The sequence below is a fragment of the Ruegeria sp. CDSA020 genome (assembly GCF_059612345.1).
Genome location: NZ_JBXWQK010000014.1, coordinates 20,073 through 36,142, shown reverse-complemented (window position 1 = coordinate 36,142; position 16,070 = coordinate 20,073). Strand labels below are relative to the sequence as shown.

Annotated in this window: 16 protein-coding genes; 7 read left to right on the top strand and 9 right to left on the bottom strand. The window is 58.7% G+C overall.

Going from position 1 to position 16,070, the window contains the following annotated elements; translation table 11 throughout:
- Positions 1 to 4: 4 nt before the first annotated feature.
- Positions 5 to 772 (top strand): HpcH/HpaI aldolase family protein, encoded by a 768-nt coding sequence (locus tag AC2FJW_RS18880; RefSeq protein WP_496699028.1) that lies wholly within the window; start codon positions 5 to 7, stop codon positions 770 to 772.
- Here the strand turns inward: AC2FJW_RS18880 and AC2FJW_RS18875 are convergent.
- A complete protein-coding gene (locus tag AC2FJW_RS18875) occupies positions 769 to 1,911 on the bottom strand; it encodes a DUF3095 domain-containing protein (RefSeq protein ID WP_496751047.1) in 1,143 nt (380 codons plus the stop codon). The genes AC2FJW_RS18880 and AC2FJW_RS18875 overlap by 4 nt on opposite strands.
- 141 nt (positions 1,912 to 2,052) lie before the next feature.
- Here AC2FJW_RS18875 and AC2FJW_RS18870 point away from each other — a divergent pair, with 141 nt between their 5' ends.
- The 3 genes from AC2FJW_RS18870 to AC2FJW_RS18860 all read left to right on the top strand — a co-directional run bounded on the left by AC2FJW_RS18870 (position 2,053) and on the right by AC2FJW_RS18860 (position 5,417).
- Positions 2,053 to 3,225, top strand: coding sequence for an MFS transporter (locus AC2FJW_RS18870; protein WP_496679284.1), 1,173 nt, complete (start codon positions 2,053 to 2,055; stop codon positions 3,223 to 3,225).
- Between the two features lie 23 nt (positions 3,226 to 3,248).
- Positions 3,249 to 4,283 (top strand): glycosyltransferase family 4 protein, encoded by a 1,035-nt coding sequence (locus AC2FJW_RS18865; protein WP_496699034.1) that lies wholly within the window; start codon positions 3,249 to 3,251, stop codon positions 4,281 to 4,283.
- A gap of 111 nt (positions 4,284 to 4,394) precedes the next feature.
- Positions 4,395 to 5,417: an aspartate-semialdehyde dehydrogenase gene (locus AC2FJW_RS18860; RefSeq protein ID WP_142637551.1), complete on the top strand. Its 1,023-nt coding sequence runs from the start codon at positions 4,395 to 4,397 to the stop codon at positions 5,415 to 5,417.
- Positions 5,418 to 5,542: 125 nt separating this feature from the next.
- Here the strand turns inward: AC2FJW_RS18860 and AC2FJW_RS18855 are convergent, their stop codons facing one another.
- The 3 genes from AC2FJW_RS18855 to AC2FJW_RS18845 form a co-directional block, all read right to left on the bottom strand.
- The gene (locus AC2FJW_RS18855; protein WP_496751046.1) at positions 5,543 to 6,139 is read right to left on the bottom strand and encodes a LysE family translocator; all 597 of its coding nucleotides are present in this window, start codon (positions 6,137 to 6,139) and stop codon (positions 5,543 to 5,545) included.
- 187 nt (positions 6,140 to 6,326) lie between these two features.
- Positions 6,327 to 6,863 carry an SRPBCC family protein gene (locus tag AC2FJW_RS18850; RefSeq protein ID WP_496751045.1) on the bottom strand — a complete coding sequence of 179 codons (537 nt, stop codon included), beginning with the start codon at positions 6,861 to 6,863 and terminating at the stop codon, positions 6,327 to 6,329.
- A 104-nt stretch (positions 6,864 to 6,967) separates the two neighbouring features.
- Positions 6,968 to 7,618, bottom strand: a complete 651-nt coding sequence (locus AC2FJW_RS18845) for a carbonic anhydrase (protein WP_142637545.1) — start codon at positions 7,616 to 7,618, stop codon at positions 6,968 to 6,970.
- 144 nt (positions 7,619 to 7,762) lie between these two features.
- On the opposite strand from AC2FJW_RS18845, the gene AC2FJW_RS18840 reads away from it, so the two are divergent.
- From AC2FJW_RS18840 to AC2FJW_RS18830, 3 genes are all read left to right on the top strand, one after another.
- Positions 7,763 to 8,152 carry a hypothetical protein gene (locus tag AC2FJW_RS18840; protein WP_496690522.1) on the top strand — a complete coding sequence of 130 codons (390 nt, stop codon included), beginning with the start codon at positions 7,763 to 7,765 and terminating at the stop codon, positions 8,150 to 8,152.
- 63 nt (positions 8,153 to 8,215) lie between these two features.
- On the top strand, positions 8,216 to 9,598 hold the full coding sequence (locus AC2FJW_RS18835) for a leucyl aminopeptidase family protein (protein WP_496699040.1): 1,383 nt from the start codon (positions 8,216 to 8,218) through the stop codon (positions 9,596 to 9,598).
- Positions 9,595 to 10,332, top strand: coding sequence for a C40 family peptidase (locus tag AC2FJW_RS18830; RefSeq protein WP_496751044.1), 738 nt, complete (start codon positions 9,595 to 9,597; stop codon positions 10,330 to 10,332). The genes AC2FJW_RS18835 and AC2FJW_RS18830 overlap by 4 nt, the downstream gene beginning before the upstream one ends.
- Here AC2FJW_RS18830 and AC2FJW_RS18825 read toward each other — a convergent pair.
- From AC2FJW_RS18825 to AC2FJW_RS18805, 5 genes are all read right to left on the bottom strand, one after another.
- Positions 10,329 to 10,679, bottom strand: coding sequence for a DUF2794 domain-containing protein (locus tag AC2FJW_RS18825; protein ID WP_496751043.1), 351 nt, complete (start codon positions 10,677 to 10,679; stop codon positions 10,329 to 10,331). The two genes, AC2FJW_RS18830 and AC2FJW_RS18825, sit on opposite strands and share 4 nt — an antisense overlap.
- A gap of 71 nt (positions 10,680 to 10,750) precedes the next feature.
- Positions 10,751 to 12,418, bottom strand: coding sequence for an ABC transporter permease (locus AC2FJW_RS18820; protein ID WP_496751042.1), 1,668 nt, complete (start codon positions 12,416 to 12,418; stop codon positions 10,751 to 10,753).
- Positions 12,419 to 12,537: 119 nt separating this feature from the next.
- Complete coding sequence (locus tag AC2FJW_RS18815) at positions 12,538 to 13,758, bottom strand: phenylacetate--CoA ligase family protein (RefSeq protein ID WP_496751041.1); 1,221 nt, start codon at positions 13,756 to 13,758, stop codon at positions 12,538 to 12,540.
- A 19-nt stretch (positions 13,759 to 13,777) separates the two neighbouring features.
- A complete protein-coding gene (locus AC2FJW_RS18810) occupies positions 13,778 to 14,611 on the bottom strand; it encodes an ABC transporter ATP-binding protein (RefSeq protein WP_271950688.1) in 834 nt (277 codons plus the stop codon).
- Between the two features lie 107 nt (positions 14,612 to 14,718).
- Positions 14,719 to 16,002 (bottom strand): ABC transporter substrate-binding protein, encoded by a 1,284-nt coding sequence (locus AC2FJW_RS18805; protein ID WP_271950686.1) that lies wholly within the window; start codon positions 16,000 to 16,002, stop codon positions 14,719 to 14,721.
- Between the last annotated feature and the right edge of the window lie 68 nt (positions 16,003 to 16,070).

Genomic DNA, 16,070 nt, shown 5'->3' with positions numbered 1-16,070 from the left:
CCACATGTCCGCACCCGTCAACACGTTCAAACAAGCCCTGAAAAACGGCGACCATCTGATTGGGTGTTGGTCCAGCTTTGCTGAGGCGGTAACAGCCGAGATCATGGGCACTGCCGGATTCGACTGGCTGGTGATCGACGGTGAGCACGCGCCGAATGATATCCGGTCCATCCGGGATCAGCTGATCGCGCTGGCCGCCAGTCCGACACATCCCGTCGTGCGAATCCCGGTGGGCGACACCGCATTGATCAAGATGGTGTTGGACGCAGGTGCTCAGACAATCCTGGTACCGATGGTGGAAAGTGCCCAGCAGGCGCGCGATCTGGTAAGCGCCTGCCGCTATCCGCCCCAAGGTGTGCGAGGCGTCGGCGCGATGGCCTCACGCGCAACGCAATACGGAACGGTTCAGGACTACATTCAGACCGCAGACGATCAGATATGTCTGCTGTTACAGGTGGAAAACCGCGCCGGTATCGCCGCATTGGATGCCATTGCACAGGTAGAAGGCGTGGATGGCGTGTTTATCGGTCCGTCTGACCTGTCCACTGACATGGGTTTTCAGGGAAACAGCGCCGCGCCCGAGGTCCAGGCGGTGATCGCCGACGCGATGAAGCGCATCGTTGCAGCAGGCAAAGCCCCGGGCATTCTTGGTGTTACGGATGAGGCATCGCAGGCCTATAAGGACATGGGCGCCCAGTTCCAGGCGGTGGGGATCGACGTGATGCTGCTGACACAGGCGGCGCGTGCCCTGGCCGCAAGGTGGAAGGCCTAAGCCCGCATCGCCGAGGCCGCCTGAGCATACCCGCCCGAGGCACCATCGACGAAATGGACGTGATCGTCACGGGTGGCCGAGGGGACAAAGCAGGTCATCATCGCCTCATCCTGCGCGTGCAGCCCGTATCGGATCCTGCCCTGTTTCCGGGCCTGTTCAAGAACGGTCTGAATCTGGTTCAGGGTGGCCGGGTCACAATCCAGCGTCATTTTCAGCCCGTCATCGAATTTGCGGAAATCCGCATTGCGACTGACCGTGCGCTTGTAGTGACCAGGCTCGAAATTACCCAATCGCTTTCCAGATTTGAACAGTAGTGCGATCATCAAATTCTGCGCCAACAGCTTGATTTTCTGCAGCAAAAGATTGCGACCCGCACGGGACACATGGGCGTCCAGCGCCAAACCAGGCGGCGGCCAGCGGATCGGAGGGCCGCTTTCCGGCATCGGGTGGCCGGACCGGTCCAATCCTTCAGCGGCCACTAGAACTGCCCGTGACAGGTCGGCGAAATCGGTCTCGGTTGCGCGGGAAGTTGGCTGCACCACCACCGAAACAATCTGACCGTTCTGCGCCTTGCTGTTGGACCAACGGCAGGACAGCCCGGTCAAATCCGGCAGCGCACCAGGGGCTGCGTACGGAACCTCAAACCGGCCTGCTTTCATCTCGGCCTCGGCCCAGGCCAGACCACCGCCCGAGAACATCGCATAATCCACCCCCTCGGATGGCGCGTAACGCGCAACCCGAAGATCCTTGCCCGCCTGCCGGATTTCGGCGACGGGCACGACGGCCCCACGCAACGCGATCGAGAACTCTTCTTCTGCCCAGCGCCGCAAATCGGCCAGAACGCTACGTGCTGCCTCTGCCGCGCTTGCCGGTACGGCGAACCCGGCACCATCACCCCCAAAGACATAGGGAAATTCTTGCCCGCGAAGCGCATTGATCATGGCCGAGATCACCGCGGCCCCAACCATGTTCACGGCCTTGTATCGTCCCCGCTCTATCTGACCGGTGGAATCCACGACATCTGCGACACCAAGAACCCATTCCGTCGGCACCGCGGTAAAGCGTTCAGGATCAGTCAGATTGTTAAAGTCCCGCAACAGCGGAAGGCTGTCATAAAATGCGGCCTGTGCGTCTTTCATTGGTTCCTCGACAATATGAATAGACCTTCAGATAGCCCAAATTTGTTCGATGTCCGCTGAAAACATCATAGCACACGCGCTTGTACATATCACGGGGACATGCCAAGCATTTGCTGGCGGGTTGGGCGAAAGAGGCGTCTCATGAAAACCGGACTGGTGGTTCTGTGTCTGGGCTATGTGCTCAGCCAATTTTTTCGCGCCTTTCTTGCCGTTCTCAGCGTCGATCTGGGGCGTGACATCGGGGCAAGGCCCGAAGATCTGGCCTTTGCCTCGGGGCTTTGGTTTCTGGTCTTTGCCGCCATGCAACTGCCAGTGGGTTGGGCGTTGGACCGGATCGGGCCGCGTTTGACGGCTGCGGTTTTGTTGCTGGCAGGTGGCGCGGGCGGCGCTGCGTTGTTTGCAGTGGCCAGCACCCCGTTTCATATCGCAGTCGCGATGGGGCTGATCGGAGTCGGGTGCTCGCCCGTTCTGATGGCATCCTATTACATCTTTGCCCGCGAATACCCGCCCGCCCGCTTTGCCACGCTAGCAGCCATCATGCTGGGCGTTGGGTCGGTCGGCAATCTGGTGGCCTCCTACCCCACAGCACTTGCGGTCGAACTGATGGGCTGGCGCGCCACAATGGCTACACTGGCCGTCGTTTCGGCCATTATCGCAGCGGGCATCTGGATCAGCGTTCACGACCCCAAACCGGTTGAGACCGAGCATCGCGGGTCAGTGCTGGACCTGCTGAAAGAACCTGCCCTGTGGGCCATCCTGCCGCTGATGCTGGTGGCCTACGCCCCCGCGGCTGCGACACGAGGCTTGTGGGCAGGTCCATATCTGAACGACGTTTTCGCCCTCAGCACCACGCAGATCGGAACCGCGACGCTGGTCATGGGGGCGGCTATGATTGCCGGCACCTTTGCCTATGGGCCACTGGACCGGCTGCTGGGAACACGGAAATGGGTGATCTTTGGCGGCAATGCCTTGGGCGCGGCGGCGCTGGGGCTGTTGTGCCTGTGGATCGACATGGCGGTCTGGGTGTCAGTAAGTCTGATGGCGGTGATCGGTTTCATGGGCGCCAGCTTTCCGGTCATCATGGCCCATGGCCGCGCCTTCGTGCCGCCGCATCTGGTCGGGCGTGGCATGACCCTGTTGAATCTGTTCGGCATCGGCGGAGTGGGTCTGGCGCAATTTGTCACCGGCCGCGTCCATGCCGCGACAGTGGACATCAGTCCAACCGCGCCCTACACAGCGATATTCGGCTTTTTTGCAGTCACGCTTGCCATTGGATGCGTGATTTACCTATTCAGCCGCGACAGCGTTGACTGACGCTGGAACCATCGGGAGAGCCCATGTCCGACCCTGTTGTCATCGCACCGAACCTCAAGCGAAGGCTTTCCGGCGTGACCGCGACGATCGCGCGGCTGGTGCCGTTGCAAGTGCAATGGATCGACATCGCCGCAACCGGACCGGGCCTACCGGCCGATCTGCCCCATATCCCGCTGGGCCGTCTGCCATTTCTGTCGCGCAAGACCACGCGCGTCTGGCACGCGCGGCGCAATACCGAGATGCTGCTGGGCCTGATCCTGCGCAATGTCTTTCGTCTGCGCCTGAAACTACTGTTCACCAGCGCCTCGCAGCGGTCGCATACGGGCTATAGCAAATGGCTGATCGACAAAATGGACGCGGTAGTCGCCACATCGCGCAAAACCGCCGGATATCTTGAGCGGGACGCGCAGGTCATCATGCATGGCATCAACCTGCAGAATTTCACCCCGCCCGCGGACAAAGCCGCCCTGCGGGGCAAACTCGGCCTGCCCGGTGGTCTGCTGCTTGGGTGCTATGGCCGTATCCGGCACCAGAAAGGCACCGATGCTTTCGTCGATGCGATGATCGACCTTTGTGGCCGTTTCGAAGACGTCCATGGCATCGTCATGGGCCGCGCGACCGAAAAACACACCGGCTTTCTGGCCGAGCTGAAAGACAAGGTCGCCAAGGCGGGCCTGTCTGACCGCATCCTGTTCAAACCCGAGGTCACGGTGGATCAGATCGCCGAGTGGTACCAGGTGCTGGACTTGTTCATCGCGCCGCAACGCTGGGAAGGCTTTGGCCTGACCCCGCTCGAGGCGATGGCCTGCGGCGTGCCTGTGGTGGCAACCGATGTCGGTGCCTTTGCAGAGATCGTGACCGACCCCTCACTGGGCCATGTGGTCGAACCGGGGAACATTCCCGCCCTGGCTGATGCCGCCGCTGAAATGCTGTCGAACCCCGAGTCGCTGGCGCTATCCGGCAGCGCCGCCCGCGTCCATGTGGAACAGAATTTCGACATCTACGGCGAGGCAAAGACCTTGGTGGCGCTCTATGAACGGCTTCTGACCGACGCCTGAGGCGATGCACCGCGTCAAATCGGTGTCATTGGGGGAAATATCCCGCGAAACCTCTTTTTTCTTTGCTGCAACGCGGCTATGAACGCGCGTCCTTAACTTTGGAGACATGAAATGGGCTATCGCGTCGTAGTCGTCGGCGCCACAGGTAATGTGGGCCGCGAAATGCTGAACATTCTGGCAGAACGCCAGTTCCCCATCGATGAGCTTGCCGTGCTGGCAAGCCGTCGGTCGCTGGGAACCGAAGTAAGCTTTGGCGACAAGACACTCACGACCAAAGACCTGGACACGTTTGATTTCACCGGCTGGGACATGGCGCTGTTTGCCGTGGGATCCGAGGCGACCAAGGTCTACGCCCCCAAGGCGGCGGCGGCTGGCTGCGTGGTGATCGACAACTCGTCCCTGTATCGCTATGACCCTGCAATTCCGCTGATCGTGCCGGAATGTAACCCCGAGGCGATCCACGACTATAAGAACAAGAACATCATCGCCAACCCCAACTGCTCGACCGCGCAGATGGTTGTCGCGCTGAAACCGCTGCATGACCGCGCCAAGATCAAGCGCGTCGTCGTGTCGACCTATCAGTCGGTTTCCGGCGCGGGCAAAGAAGGGATGGATGAGCTGTGGGATCAGACCAAAGCCATCTATAACCCCACCACCGAAGTCCCGCCGAACAAGTTCCAGAAGCAGATCGCCTTCAACGTCATTCCGCAGATCGACGTCTTCATGGAAGACGGCTCGACTAAAGAAGAGTGGAAGATGGTTGTCGAGACCAAGAAGATCGTCGATCCGTCGATCAAGGTTACAGCCACTTGCGTCCGCGTTCCGGTCTTTGTCGGCCATTCAGAGGCCGTGAATATCGAGTTCGAGGAATTCTTGGACGAAGACGAAGCCCGTGACATCCTGCGCGAAGCACCAGGTATCATGGTGATCGATAAGCGCGAACCGGGCGGCTACGTCTCGCCGATCGAATGCGCAGGTGATTTCGCCACCTTCATCAGCCGCATCCGTCAGGATTCAACCATCGAGAACGGCCTGAACCTGTGGTGCGTCAGTGACAACCTGCGCAAGGGCGCAGCGCTGAACGCGGTACAAATCGCCGAATTGCTGGGCCGTGAGGTCCTGAAGAAGGGGTGAGCGATACGCACAACCCTTAGCATTGATTAAGTAAACCCCGCTGCATGGTCAGCGGGGTTTTTTATTTTATTGAACGTCGGCAAGGCGGACATTGCTGCCGTTCCAAGAACCGTAATGGATGACCGCTATGACAGCAGCATCCATATTGCGACTGCCGCAAGAATACCACCGAACATCATATTGAGTTTTTGCGCACTTTCACGAGTTCGGAAAAAACTTGCGATCTTGTCGCCGATCAATGCCCAAAGAGAGAAGGCGACAAGATTATTTAGTGTGAAGACAGTTGTAATCAGAATGACTGCGGACAGCGCTCCCACTTCTGAGTGATCGAGGAACTGGGTGAACATCAGGACAATGATCACATAAGCCTTTGGATTTAGGATCAATAGTACAACACCGTCCGTAAACGTCGCAGCTTTAGCGGTCTCATCGCCCTCCAACGCACCGGCCCGAAACAATTTCCATGCTATCCAAAGTACGTAGAGAGAACCTGCTACCTTCAGGACGGTGAACAGTTGGGGGAAATTTACTAAAGTGGCTATGAAGCCAAAACCAATTGCAGCGGTCACGATCCATGTTGCAATATGGTAACCAGCGTTGGCTGGGATAGTTGCTTTGAAGCCAAATCGAGCACTGTTCGCGGCAAAAAACATATTTCCCGGCCCAGGGCTATATGCCAGCGGAAACAGAAAAAGAACGAGCGCAATTGTGATCTGCAACATGTCGAGACACCTTTCATATTGAAGGTGTTAAACGCCACTTAACGAGATGAAAGCGACCCGAAACTTGCGCATATTGGGCAACTTTCATCTAATCTCGAATTCATTCAAACGGACATTCGTGCAACGCGCAGCATCGGTCGAAGTGGGCTCAAAGCCGCCATCCGAATACACCTCGGGGTCCTCTAAATCACCCCTGCCCCTCGACCAGCGTTTTCAGATTATCCAACCCGCGCTGGTAATCTCCGCCAACCCATTTATCCATCATCAGCCCCATCCAGCGGGACATGGGATTCATACCCAATTCGGATTCAAACCCCCAGGTCACTTTGGTGCCGCTGCCCTCCGGCTGCAGTTCAAACATGGCAATGGCAGTGCCCATTGGACCAAAATCCAAGGCGGTTCTGACCATCTGGTTTTCAACGCTTTCGGTGATCTCTTGCGAACCGGTGCCGACCTGCCGGTGATCCGACGACCAGTTCAGCACATTCCCGACCCCAGAATCAGGCCCGCCATAGGTCAGCTTCGTCTCGGGATCACGAGATAACCATGGCGACCATTTCTCGGTCTCCTGCATGGAGTTGACATAAGGAAAGATGACCTCGGGCGAGGCATCAATCGTGATGCTACGCGAAACCTCTGCTTTGCCTGGCAATATAAAGGACACCCCTACCAGAACCAGAATCAAGACTAGCAAAGTGACAAGAACACGTTTGATCAATCGCATGGAATGCTCCGAATCCCTAAAATGACATCCCAAACTTATCAAAAAAACAGCGCGGAATCAGTAGTCTGATCCGCGCTGCCTGAAATTGTCGAAAATCCGCCGGGTCAGACGACCACGAATTTCTTTTCGCCGGGATCATAACACTGAAGGCCACCTTCACCGATATCTGTCCACAAACCGTGCAGGCTGAGCGAGCCGCTCTCTACCGCCGCGGAGATGAAGGGGAAGGTCATCAGGTTTTCGAGCGAAGCAACAACCGCCTGCCGTTCGAACTGGCGCGCTTGGTCGGTGCTGTCTTCGATATCGGCAACCAGATCATATTTTGGTTTGAGGATATCCATCCAGCGACCAACAAAGCTTTCTTTGGCTTCCAGCAGTGGTGCCTGGCCCTTGCACATGTCGATACAGCCCTGCACACCACCGCATTGGGAATGGCCCAGCACGATCAGATGCGCCACTTTCAGCGCAGTCACCGCGTATTCGATGGCAGCACTGGTGCCGTGATGATCACCGTCGGGCGCATAAGGCGGCACCAGATTGGCAATGTTGCGGTGAATAAAGAACTCACCCTGATCCGCCCCAAAAATCGAGGTGACATGAACCCGGCTGTCGCAACAGGAAATCACCATGGCCCGCGGACGCTGCCCTTCGGTGGCCAGACGGCGATACCAGACCTGGTTTTCCGAATATGTGGTGGCTTTCCAGCCATGATACCGATTGACCAGATAGTTTGGCAAAGGTTTGGCGAATTCCATTCTTGTGTCCCTGTTCATGTCTCGGTGGACTGCTGTAACCTGAATTCGAAGAAAATTCGAGCCATTATCCTGCCCCATAGCAAGGTTTTGCAAAGGAATTGCGCACCACATTCGGGCTATGCCGTGGGGGCGTATAGAATTGGGGTGAATGTGGTGGAAAAGATCGTCACGCTTGAACACAAAGAAACAGTGCGGCTGGATTCGGATCGTCTGAATGGGCTGTATCGACAACTGGGTGAGAAAAACGCGTTGGACGTGCTGTGTCGCACGGTCGAGGAATTGGCGGTGCGCCTGTCGAATTGCGAGCGGTTCTGGAGACAGCGTGACTGGGCCGGGCTGCGCAAATGTGCGCGATCCATTGTGGCCATTGCCGAACAGATCGGAATGATGGCGCTGGCCTGTGTGGCGAATGATGTGGCGCAAAATGTGGATGCGGGCGACTCGGTCGCCGCCGGGGCCACCCTGTCGCGGTTGATCAGAGTGGGTGAGAAATCGCTGACTGTGATCTGGGATCAGCAAGATCTTTCGGTCTGACAGGGCTTGCGGACGGTCCATGGACGGCTAGGTTGGGCATAAGCCGCAACAGCCGAGATTTTCATGACCCTGTCTTTCGCATCACCATCGGATCCATCTGTTCCTCTTCACGTCATTGCGCAGCCAGGTCTGGACGACTGGCTGGCGGGCCAGCCCGAAGCCGTGACGACCTGGGCCAAAATCAGCGGATTTACCGGTGCGCTGGGACAGGTTTTGCTGATTCCGGGCGCTGACGGTGCGGTACAGTCTGCTTTGGCGGGGTATGGCACAGCCACAGGTCGGGCCCGCAATCGTTTTCCTCTGGCCGCCGCCGCCGAAGCCCTGCCCGAAGGCACATATCACATCGCATCGGGCATAGACCAAGGTGATCTGGAAACAGAGTGCCTGGGGTGGTTGCTGACCGGTTATGCCTTTGACCGCTATGCCAGCCAATCCCCGGCCAAGGCCCGTTTGGTTGCCCCCGATGGGATCGACGCCGCCCGGCTTGAGGTTCTGGCCGGGGCCGAGGCCTTGACCCGCGATCTGGTCAATACACCGGCCTCTGATATGGGGCCGGAACAGCTTCATAGCGCAGCCGAAGCCCTGGCACAGGAATTCGGCGCCTCTTTCGAGGTTGTTCTGGGCGACGCCCTGCTAGAGCAGAACTTCCCCATGATCCACACGGTTGGCCGCGCCGCCGCACAAGCGCCCCGTCTGATTGAGATGAACTGGGGCGTGACAGGCCCAAAGCTGACCCTTGTCGGCAAGGGCGTCTGCTTTGACACTGGAGGGCTAAACCTGAAACCCGGCGCCTCGATGGGGCTGATGAAGAAAGATATGGGCGGGGCCGCAAATGTACTGGGGCTGGCCCGGATGATCATGGCCCTAGAGCTGCCCGTGCAGCTGCGCGTGCTGATCCCGGCGGTAGAGAATTCCGTTGCGGGCAACGCCTTCCGGCCCGGCGACATCCTGACCTCGCGCAAGGGGCTGACCGTTGAGATCAACAATACCGATGCCGAAGGGCGCTTGGTTCTGGCCGATGCATTGGCGCTGGCGGATGAGGGCGAACCGGATTTGGTGATCTCGATGGCGACACTGACCGGGGCGGCACGTGTGGCGGTGGGCGCCGATCTTGCACCATTCTATACCGACAACGATGCCGCGGCTGATGCCTTGAACCGCGCCGCAGGCAGAGCAGCCGATCCTGTCTGGCGCATGCCATTCCATAACCCCTATGAGGGTCTGATTGAACCCGGTATTGCGGACCTGGATAACGCACCGGCGGGTGGTTTTGCAGGCTCGATTACTGCCGCCTTGTTCTTGCGCAGATTTGTTGGTGACAGTCCCTATATGCATTTCGACATCTTCTCGTGGCAACGCAGCAAAGAACCCGGACGCAGCAAGGGCGGATTCGGTCAGGGGCCCCGCGCCCTGCTGACTGCCCTGCCTGAAATTTTGGGCCTTTGACCCGGCACCGCATCATACAACCGGTCATCGACCTGTTGCGCGCCCCGGACGGGCCGCGAGATCGCCAGCTTTTGTATGGAGATGGTGTTTGCACGCATGAAGAGAACAACGGCTGGAGCCGGATCACCTCGGACAAGGACGGCTATGCGGGCTGGGTCCGGTCAGACTGTCTGGCCCCAGATGTGCCTGCCACGCACTGGATCACGGCACCGTCAACACATGCCTATGAGCAACCGAACATGAAATCCCGGGACCGAACCTCGTTAAGCTTTGGCAGCAAGGTTCAGACAATGTCCGAACAGAATGGATTTATTGAGACGGAGCTAGGCTTTATCCCGGCCATACACGCCAAACAGATCAACGTAACCCTGACCGATCCGATCGCCGTGGCCGAACTGTTTCTGGGAACGCCCTATCTTTGGGGCGGCAACAGCCGGTTCGGGCTTGATTGTTCAGGTCTGGTTCAGGCCGGAATGCTGGCTTGTGGGCTGCCCTGCCCCGGTGATAGTGGCGATCAGGAGCGTGATCTGGGTCAGGCGCTGACCCCTGGCACACCTGCTCAGCGCGGTGATCTGCTGTTCTGGAAAGGGCATGTTGCCTGGGTCTACGGTGACAATATGCTGCTGCATGCAAACGCGTTCCACATGGATGTAACCTTTGAGCCGATGGATGCTGCAATCACGCGCATTCTGGAACAGGGCGATGGGCCTGTGACGGCCCAAAAAAGGCTCTAATCCAGGTCAACCGACCGTATCAGCTTGCGCTCCAACACCCGCAGCACCGTGCGCAGATCATGGCCGCGCTTCAGGATGCGGCCATCCATACCGACCACCGAATACATCCCTTGCCGGGAGCGCAGACGCGGATCTTTTTCGACCCGATAAATCGGATGCTCTGCCGTGCGGCGGAAGATGGAAAACACCGCCATATCACGCAGGTTCGAGATCCCGTAATCGCGCCATTCTCCGGCGGCGACCATCCGGCCATAGACAGAAAGGATATGAGACATCTCGTGGCGGTCAAACGCGACAGGCATCTGGGTCGAGTTTGCAGAAAACCGGCTGGGAGGCTGCATGTTCATGCCCCAAGCCTTGCCGGAAAACGTGTTCGAATCAAGCCTATCCGCAATCGGGTGTGACTTTTTCGTCGGTGCTAGCGCTGTCGCCCAACCTGTCGGCAGATCAGGATCACCGGCAACAACCCCACTGCAAGTATCACCAACGAGGGCACGGCGGCGCCCTCAAGCCGTTCGTCTGATGCCAGCCGATAGGCCTGCACCGCCAGCGTATCAAAGTTGAAAGGTCGCATGATCAGGGTCGCGGGCAGTTCTTTCATCACGTCCACAAAGACGATCAGCAGCGCGGTCAGCAGCGACGGCGTCAGAAGCGGCAAATGCACCCGGCGCAACGTCCCCAGCGGCGTCTGCCCCAAAGACCGCGAGGCCGCATCCATATTGGCATGCACCGTGCTCTGCCCTCCCTCATATGCGCTGAGCGCGGCGGCCAGAAACCGCACCATATAAGCGGCTACCAACAGCCAGATCGAACCGGTAACAAGCAACCCGGTCGACAGGTCGAAATTCTGCCGCATCCATGCATCCAGTGCGTTATCGAAACTGGCAAAAGGCACCATCAGCCCGACGGCGATCACACCGCCTGGAACCGCATAGCCCAGCCGCGCCATGTACCCGGCACCAGAGGACACCCTCCCCGGCCGCAATCGCTGAAAGAACCCAACGCTGATGGCCGCAAAGACCGTGACAAACGCCGCCACACCGGCCAGCGTCAGCGAATTCTGAATGAACCCGAGATAGCGCCGTGACAGAAGGTTCTGTTCGGACTCCATCCCCATCTGAACCAGAATGAACACCGGCAACAGAAATCCGAACAGCACCGGTATGGCACACAGGGCAAAAGCCGCGCCCGCTTGCCAGCCCTTCAGCCGGGCGGATGGCAGCGAGGCGTGGCTTTTGCCTGCCTGATAGTATTTGGCCTTCCCGCGCTGCATCCGTTCTGCCACGGCCATGACCAGCGCAAAGCCCAGAAGGCAGAGAGCCAGCTGCGCCGCACCCACCCGATCACCGATCGAAAACCAACTGGTATAGATACCCGTGGCAAATGTCTGCACCCCGAAATAGGCCACGGTGCCGAAATCGGCGATGGTTTCCATGATGGCAAGTAGCACGCCACCCGCAATCGCGGGACGCGCCATCGGCAGCGAAACGTGCCAAAAGGCCAGCCACGGACTTTTGCCCAACGCGCGCGCTGCCAGAAAGGCCGTTGCACTCTGCTGCAGAAAAGCGGCCCGGGCCAGCAGGTAGACGTAAGGATACAAGACTAAGATCAACATCACTGCCGCACCCTCGGTCGACCGAATCTCGGGGAACCAATAGTCGCGCGGGCCCCAGCCCGTTACCTGACGCAGGGTGGTCTGGACGATGCCCGGGTGATCAAGAATGAATGTATAGGCATAGGCCAGCACATAGGCCGGAAAGGCCAGCGGCAGCACCAACGCAATTTCCAGAATGCGCACGCCGGGGAACCGCGTCATCGTCACGAGCCAAGCTGCGCCCACGCCGATGGAAAACGTGCCCGTGGCCACCAGCACGACCAGTATCAGTGTCGTCATCGCATAGCCGGGCAGAACAGTTTCCAGGAGATGCGAAACCGTATCCGTGCCACCCGTCGTTGCGGCCAGAACAACCGCAAGCATCGGCAACAGGCAGGCTGCCGCCACAAGGCAGGCCACCACGCCGACGAGGCGTGTACCTACAGCGCCGCGGTTGCGCCTTCCGTGCTCAGAGATTTCAATATCGGCCATGATCCCGGCTTTAACTGGCTAAGGCGCAGAGTCCGTCTTTAATCGACCAAAACGCTCGGAAACACCAGTGGGCAGCGAAACAAATCTGCGACACATACTGCCGCAGAGTTGCACAGCCTTCATTCGTAGACGCGCTGATCCTCGATCACCAAACCATCTTTCGGCAGCGATCCCGGCGCCACGACTTCGATCGCGCCTTTCAGCTTCAGCACCTCGACGACGGATTTCGCGTAAGCCAAGTCATTTCCGCCGGTGCTTTCGATCTGAACCGTCATCGTGTCCATCTCACCCTGGCGGGCGGCAATGACGCGCGCCTTGACGATTTCATCATGCTTGTCGACCAGCGCCGCGACCTGTTCAGGGCGCACGAACATACCCTTGATCTTGGTTGTCTGATCCGCGCGTCCCATCCAGCCCTTGATGCGCATGTTGGTGCGACCGCAAGGTGACTGACCAGGTTGAACCGCCGACAGATCACCGGTGGCAAACCGGATCAGCGGATAATCGGGGTTCAGTGAGGTCACGACAACCTCACCCACTTCACCCGGCGCGACCGGGTTTCCGGTTCCGGGGGTGACGATCTCGACGATGACATGCTCATCAATGATCATCCCGTCCATCGCCGGGCTTTCATAAGCGATGCTGCCCAGATCGGCGGTGGCATAGCATTGCAGACAGGCGATACCGCGATTGGCGTATTCCTGACGCAAAGACGGGAACAAAGCACCGCCGCCAACAACGGCAGTCACGAAATCCAGTGCCACGCCCATCTCATCGGCCTTGTCCAAAATGACTTTGAGGTAATCCGGTGTGCCCGCATAAGCGGTGCAGCCGACATCGCGCGCGGCGGTTACCTGCAGTTCGGTTTGGCCGGTGCCGGCAGGCAGCACAGCAGCCCCCACCGCCCGCGCGCCGCTTTCGAAGATCATGCCCGCCGGGGTCAGGTGATAGCCAAAGCAATTCTGAACGATGTCTCCGGGCCCGACGCCTGCTGCGTGCAGGAACCGCCCCATCCGCCACCAGTCGTGATCGGTGCTGCCGGGCTCATAGATCGGGCCGGGCGACTGAAAAACATGATGGAAATGCCGGGCCGGTTTGACGGTAAACCCGCCAAAGGGCGGGCGCGAAGCCTGCGCCTTAGCCATATCGGACTTGCGCAGAACTGGCAGCTTCACAAGGTCGTCCAGCGACTTTACAGCTGCCGTATCAACATCCGCCATATGCGCTGCAAACCCCGGAGCCGAGTTCGCGCGCGTGATCTGTACCTGCAACGCCTCAGCCTGTTCAGAGGCGCGCTGGTCGGCCGAGCGGGTTTCTAGCGCATCGTAGAATTTCGTCATCGCCAAATCCTCCATCCGCCTACAGCCACCTCTTGCGGCGGCGGTATGAGCGCACATCGCGGAAGCTTTTGCGGCCGTCATCCGACATGCCCAGATAGAATTCCTTAACATCGGGGTTTTCGCGCAGCTCGGCAGCTGGGCCATCCATCACAACGCGGCCGGATTCAAGAATATAGCCATAATGTGCGAACCTGAGCGCCACATTGGTGTTCTGCTCAGCCAGCAGAAACGAGACGCCCTCTTTTTCGTTCAGATCTTGGACGATGCCGAAAATCTCTTCGACAAGCTGCGGGGCCAGTCCCATGGACGGCTCATCCAGCAGGATCGTCTCGGGCCGCGACATCAGCGCGCGACCCATCGCAACCATCTGTTGCTCTCCGCCCGACGTGTAACCCGCCTGACTGCGGCGGCGTTCCTTCAGACGTGGGAAATAGGTGTAAACAAGGTCCAGATCCTGTTGGATCGCGGCCTTACCATCTTTGCGGGTATAGGCGCCGGTCAGCAGGTTTTCCTCGACCGTCAAATGTTCGAAACAATGGCGGCCCTCCATCACCTGGATGACGCCTTTTTCCACCAGATCTGCAGGATCGCTTTCATGCACGCTGGTCCCGCGATACTTGATTGATCCCTTGGTGACTTCGCCCCGTTCCGAATGCAGCAGGTTCGACACAGCCTTGAGCGTGGTGGTCTTGCCTGCCCCGTTGCCGCCCAGCAGGGCCGTAATGCCCCCTTTGGGCACCGTTAGGCTGACGCCTTTCAGCACAAGGATCACATGATTGTAGATCACCTCGATATTGTTGACCTCAAGCAGGGTTTCCGCCTGCACGTCAGTGGTTTGTGCCGCATCCAGCATCAGCGCGTGTCCTCATGACTGTCCCGCGAGGGACCGTTGGGATAGAGCGGCGGCTGCCCGCCGCTCTGGTCAGTTTCGCGGCCCCGGATCAAGACCGGGGCCAGCCATTATTCACACCCGGGTGTGATGTTGTTTTCCGCTGCATAGGCTGCGGAATCTTCTTCGATCAACGTGTTGATCACATCTGCATCGGTCGGCTGGAAGTCCTGAACCGGGTTCCAGGTTCCGGCCGCAGCATCCCACTGCACAACGCCGACAAGGCCGGGTCCGCCGTGATTTTCGCACGAGACCGAAAATTCAGGCCCGAAACCGGTCATGCCCAGCGCTTCCATCTTGGCGTTGGTCATTTCCAGCGCCTCCATACCATCGCGCATCATGGATGCGTCGATATCAGCGGTATTGTGGATTCCCTGCGCAGTCTTCACAGCTTCAGCGGCCAGCATGGCGGCATAGAGACCGCGGTTATACTGAACCGAGCCAAGCTGATCGCCCGCACCCGCCGCTTTGCCTGCATCCACCACGTATTTCTGCAGATCGTCATAGACCGGATAGTCCATGCCCAGCCCGGTAAAGGTCAGTGCCTTATAGCCGTTTGCCTTGTCGCCCGCGGGCTGCACGTCAAATTCAGCGCCAGACCACCAGACACCGATGAAGTTTTCCATCGGGAAGCGGATGTTCGCAGCTTCCTGCACCGCGACCTGGTTCATCACGCCCCAGCCCCACATGATTACATAATCAGGCTTTTCGCGGCGAATTTGCAGCCACTGCGATTTCTGTTCCTGACCGGGGTGGTCAACAGGCAGCAGCGTCAGGTCGTACCCGTGCTTTTCAGCCAGGGTCTCCAGCGTGCGGATCGGTTCCTTGCCATAGGCCGAGTTGTGATAGACCAGTGCGATTTTCTTACCGTTCAGGTCACCATCGTTTTCGCTAAGCAGATAGTTGATCGCGCCCGACGCTCCGTTCCAGTAGTTGGCCGGATAGTTGAACACGTGGCTGAATACCTTGCCGTTCGCAGCAGAGGTCCGGCCATAGCCCATCGTGTGCAGCGGAATGCCATCTGCGGTCACTTTTGGGATCAGCTGGTATGTAATGCCGGTCGACAATGGCTGATATACCAAGGCGCCTTCGCCCTTTGTGGATTCATAGCATTCCACGCCTTTTTCGGTGTTATAGCCGGTTTCGCATTCGATCACATTGGCCGAAACACCTCCGATGCCGCCATCACGCTCGTTGAGCAGTGTGAAATAATCGGCATAGCCGTCAGCAAACGGGATACCGCCTGCCGCATATGGTCCCGTCCGATAGCTGAGCGACGGGAACACAAGGTCGGCCATGGCCGGACCTGCGGCCATCATGGCGCCCAGCGCCAGGGTTGCCAGTTTCGTCTTCATCGGGTGTCTCCTCCCTTGATTGGTCCGATGTTGAATTCGGGCTTTGCACCCGTCTTGTCTTTGGGCCT

Coding starts and splice junctions, on each gene's coding strand:
- AC2FJW_RS18835 (WP_496699040.1), top strand. CDS start 8,216: ATGACCCTGTCTTTCGCATCACCATCGGATCCATCTGTTCCTCTTCAC.
- AC2FJW_RS18825 (WP_496751043.1), bottom strand. CDS start 10,679: ATGAACATGCAGCCTCCCAGCCGGTTTTCTGCAAACTCGACCCAGATG.
- AC2FJW_RS18845 (WP_142637545.1), bottom strand. CDS start 7,618: ATGGAATTCGCCAAACCTTTGCCAAACTATCTGGTCAATCGGTATCAT.
- AC2FJW_RS18855 (WP_496751046.1), bottom strand. CDS start 6,139: ATGTTGCAGATCACAATTGCGCTCGTTCTTTTTCTGTTTCCGCTGGCA.
- AC2FJW_RS18860 (WP_142637551.1), top strand. CDS start 4,395: ATGGGCTATCGCGTCGTAGTCGTCGGCGCCACAGGTAATGTGGGCCGC.
- AC2FJW_RS18815 (WP_496751041.1), bottom strand. CDS start 13,758: ATGACGAAATTCTACGATGCGCTAGAAACCCGCTCGGCCGACCAGCGC.
- AC2FJW_RS18870 (WP_496679284.1), top strand. CDS start 2,053: ATGAAAACCGGACTGGTGGTTCTGTGTCTGGGCTATGTGCTCAGCCAA.
- AC2FJW_RS18875 (WP_496751047.1), bottom strand. CDS start 1,911: ATGAAAGACGCACAGGCCGCATTTTATGACAGCCTTCCGCTGTTGCGG.
- AC2FJW_RS18805 (WP_271950686.1), bottom strand. CDS start 16,002: ATGAAGACGAAACTGGCAACCCTGGCGCTGGGCGCCATGATGGCCGCA.
- AC2FJW_RS18850 (WP_496751045.1), bottom strand. CDS start 6,863: ATGCGATTGATCAAACGTGTTCTTGTCACTTTGCTAGTCTTGATTCTG.
- AC2FJW_RS18810 (WP_271950688.1), bottom strand. CDS start 14,611: ATGCTGGATGCGGCACAAACCACTGACGTGCAGGCGGAAACCCTGCTT.
- AC2FJW_RS18865 (WP_496699034.1), top strand. CDS start 3,249: ATGTCCGACCCTGTTGTCATCGCACCGAACCTCAAGCGAAGGCTTTCC.
- AC2FJW_RS18880 (WP_496699028.1), top strand. CDS start 5: ATGTCCGCACCCGTCAACACGTTCAAACAAGCCCTGAAAAACGGCGAC.
- AC2FJW_RS18820 (WP_496751042.1), bottom strand. CDS start 12,418: ATGGCCGATATTGAAATCTCTGAGCACGGAAGGCGCAACCGCGGCGCT.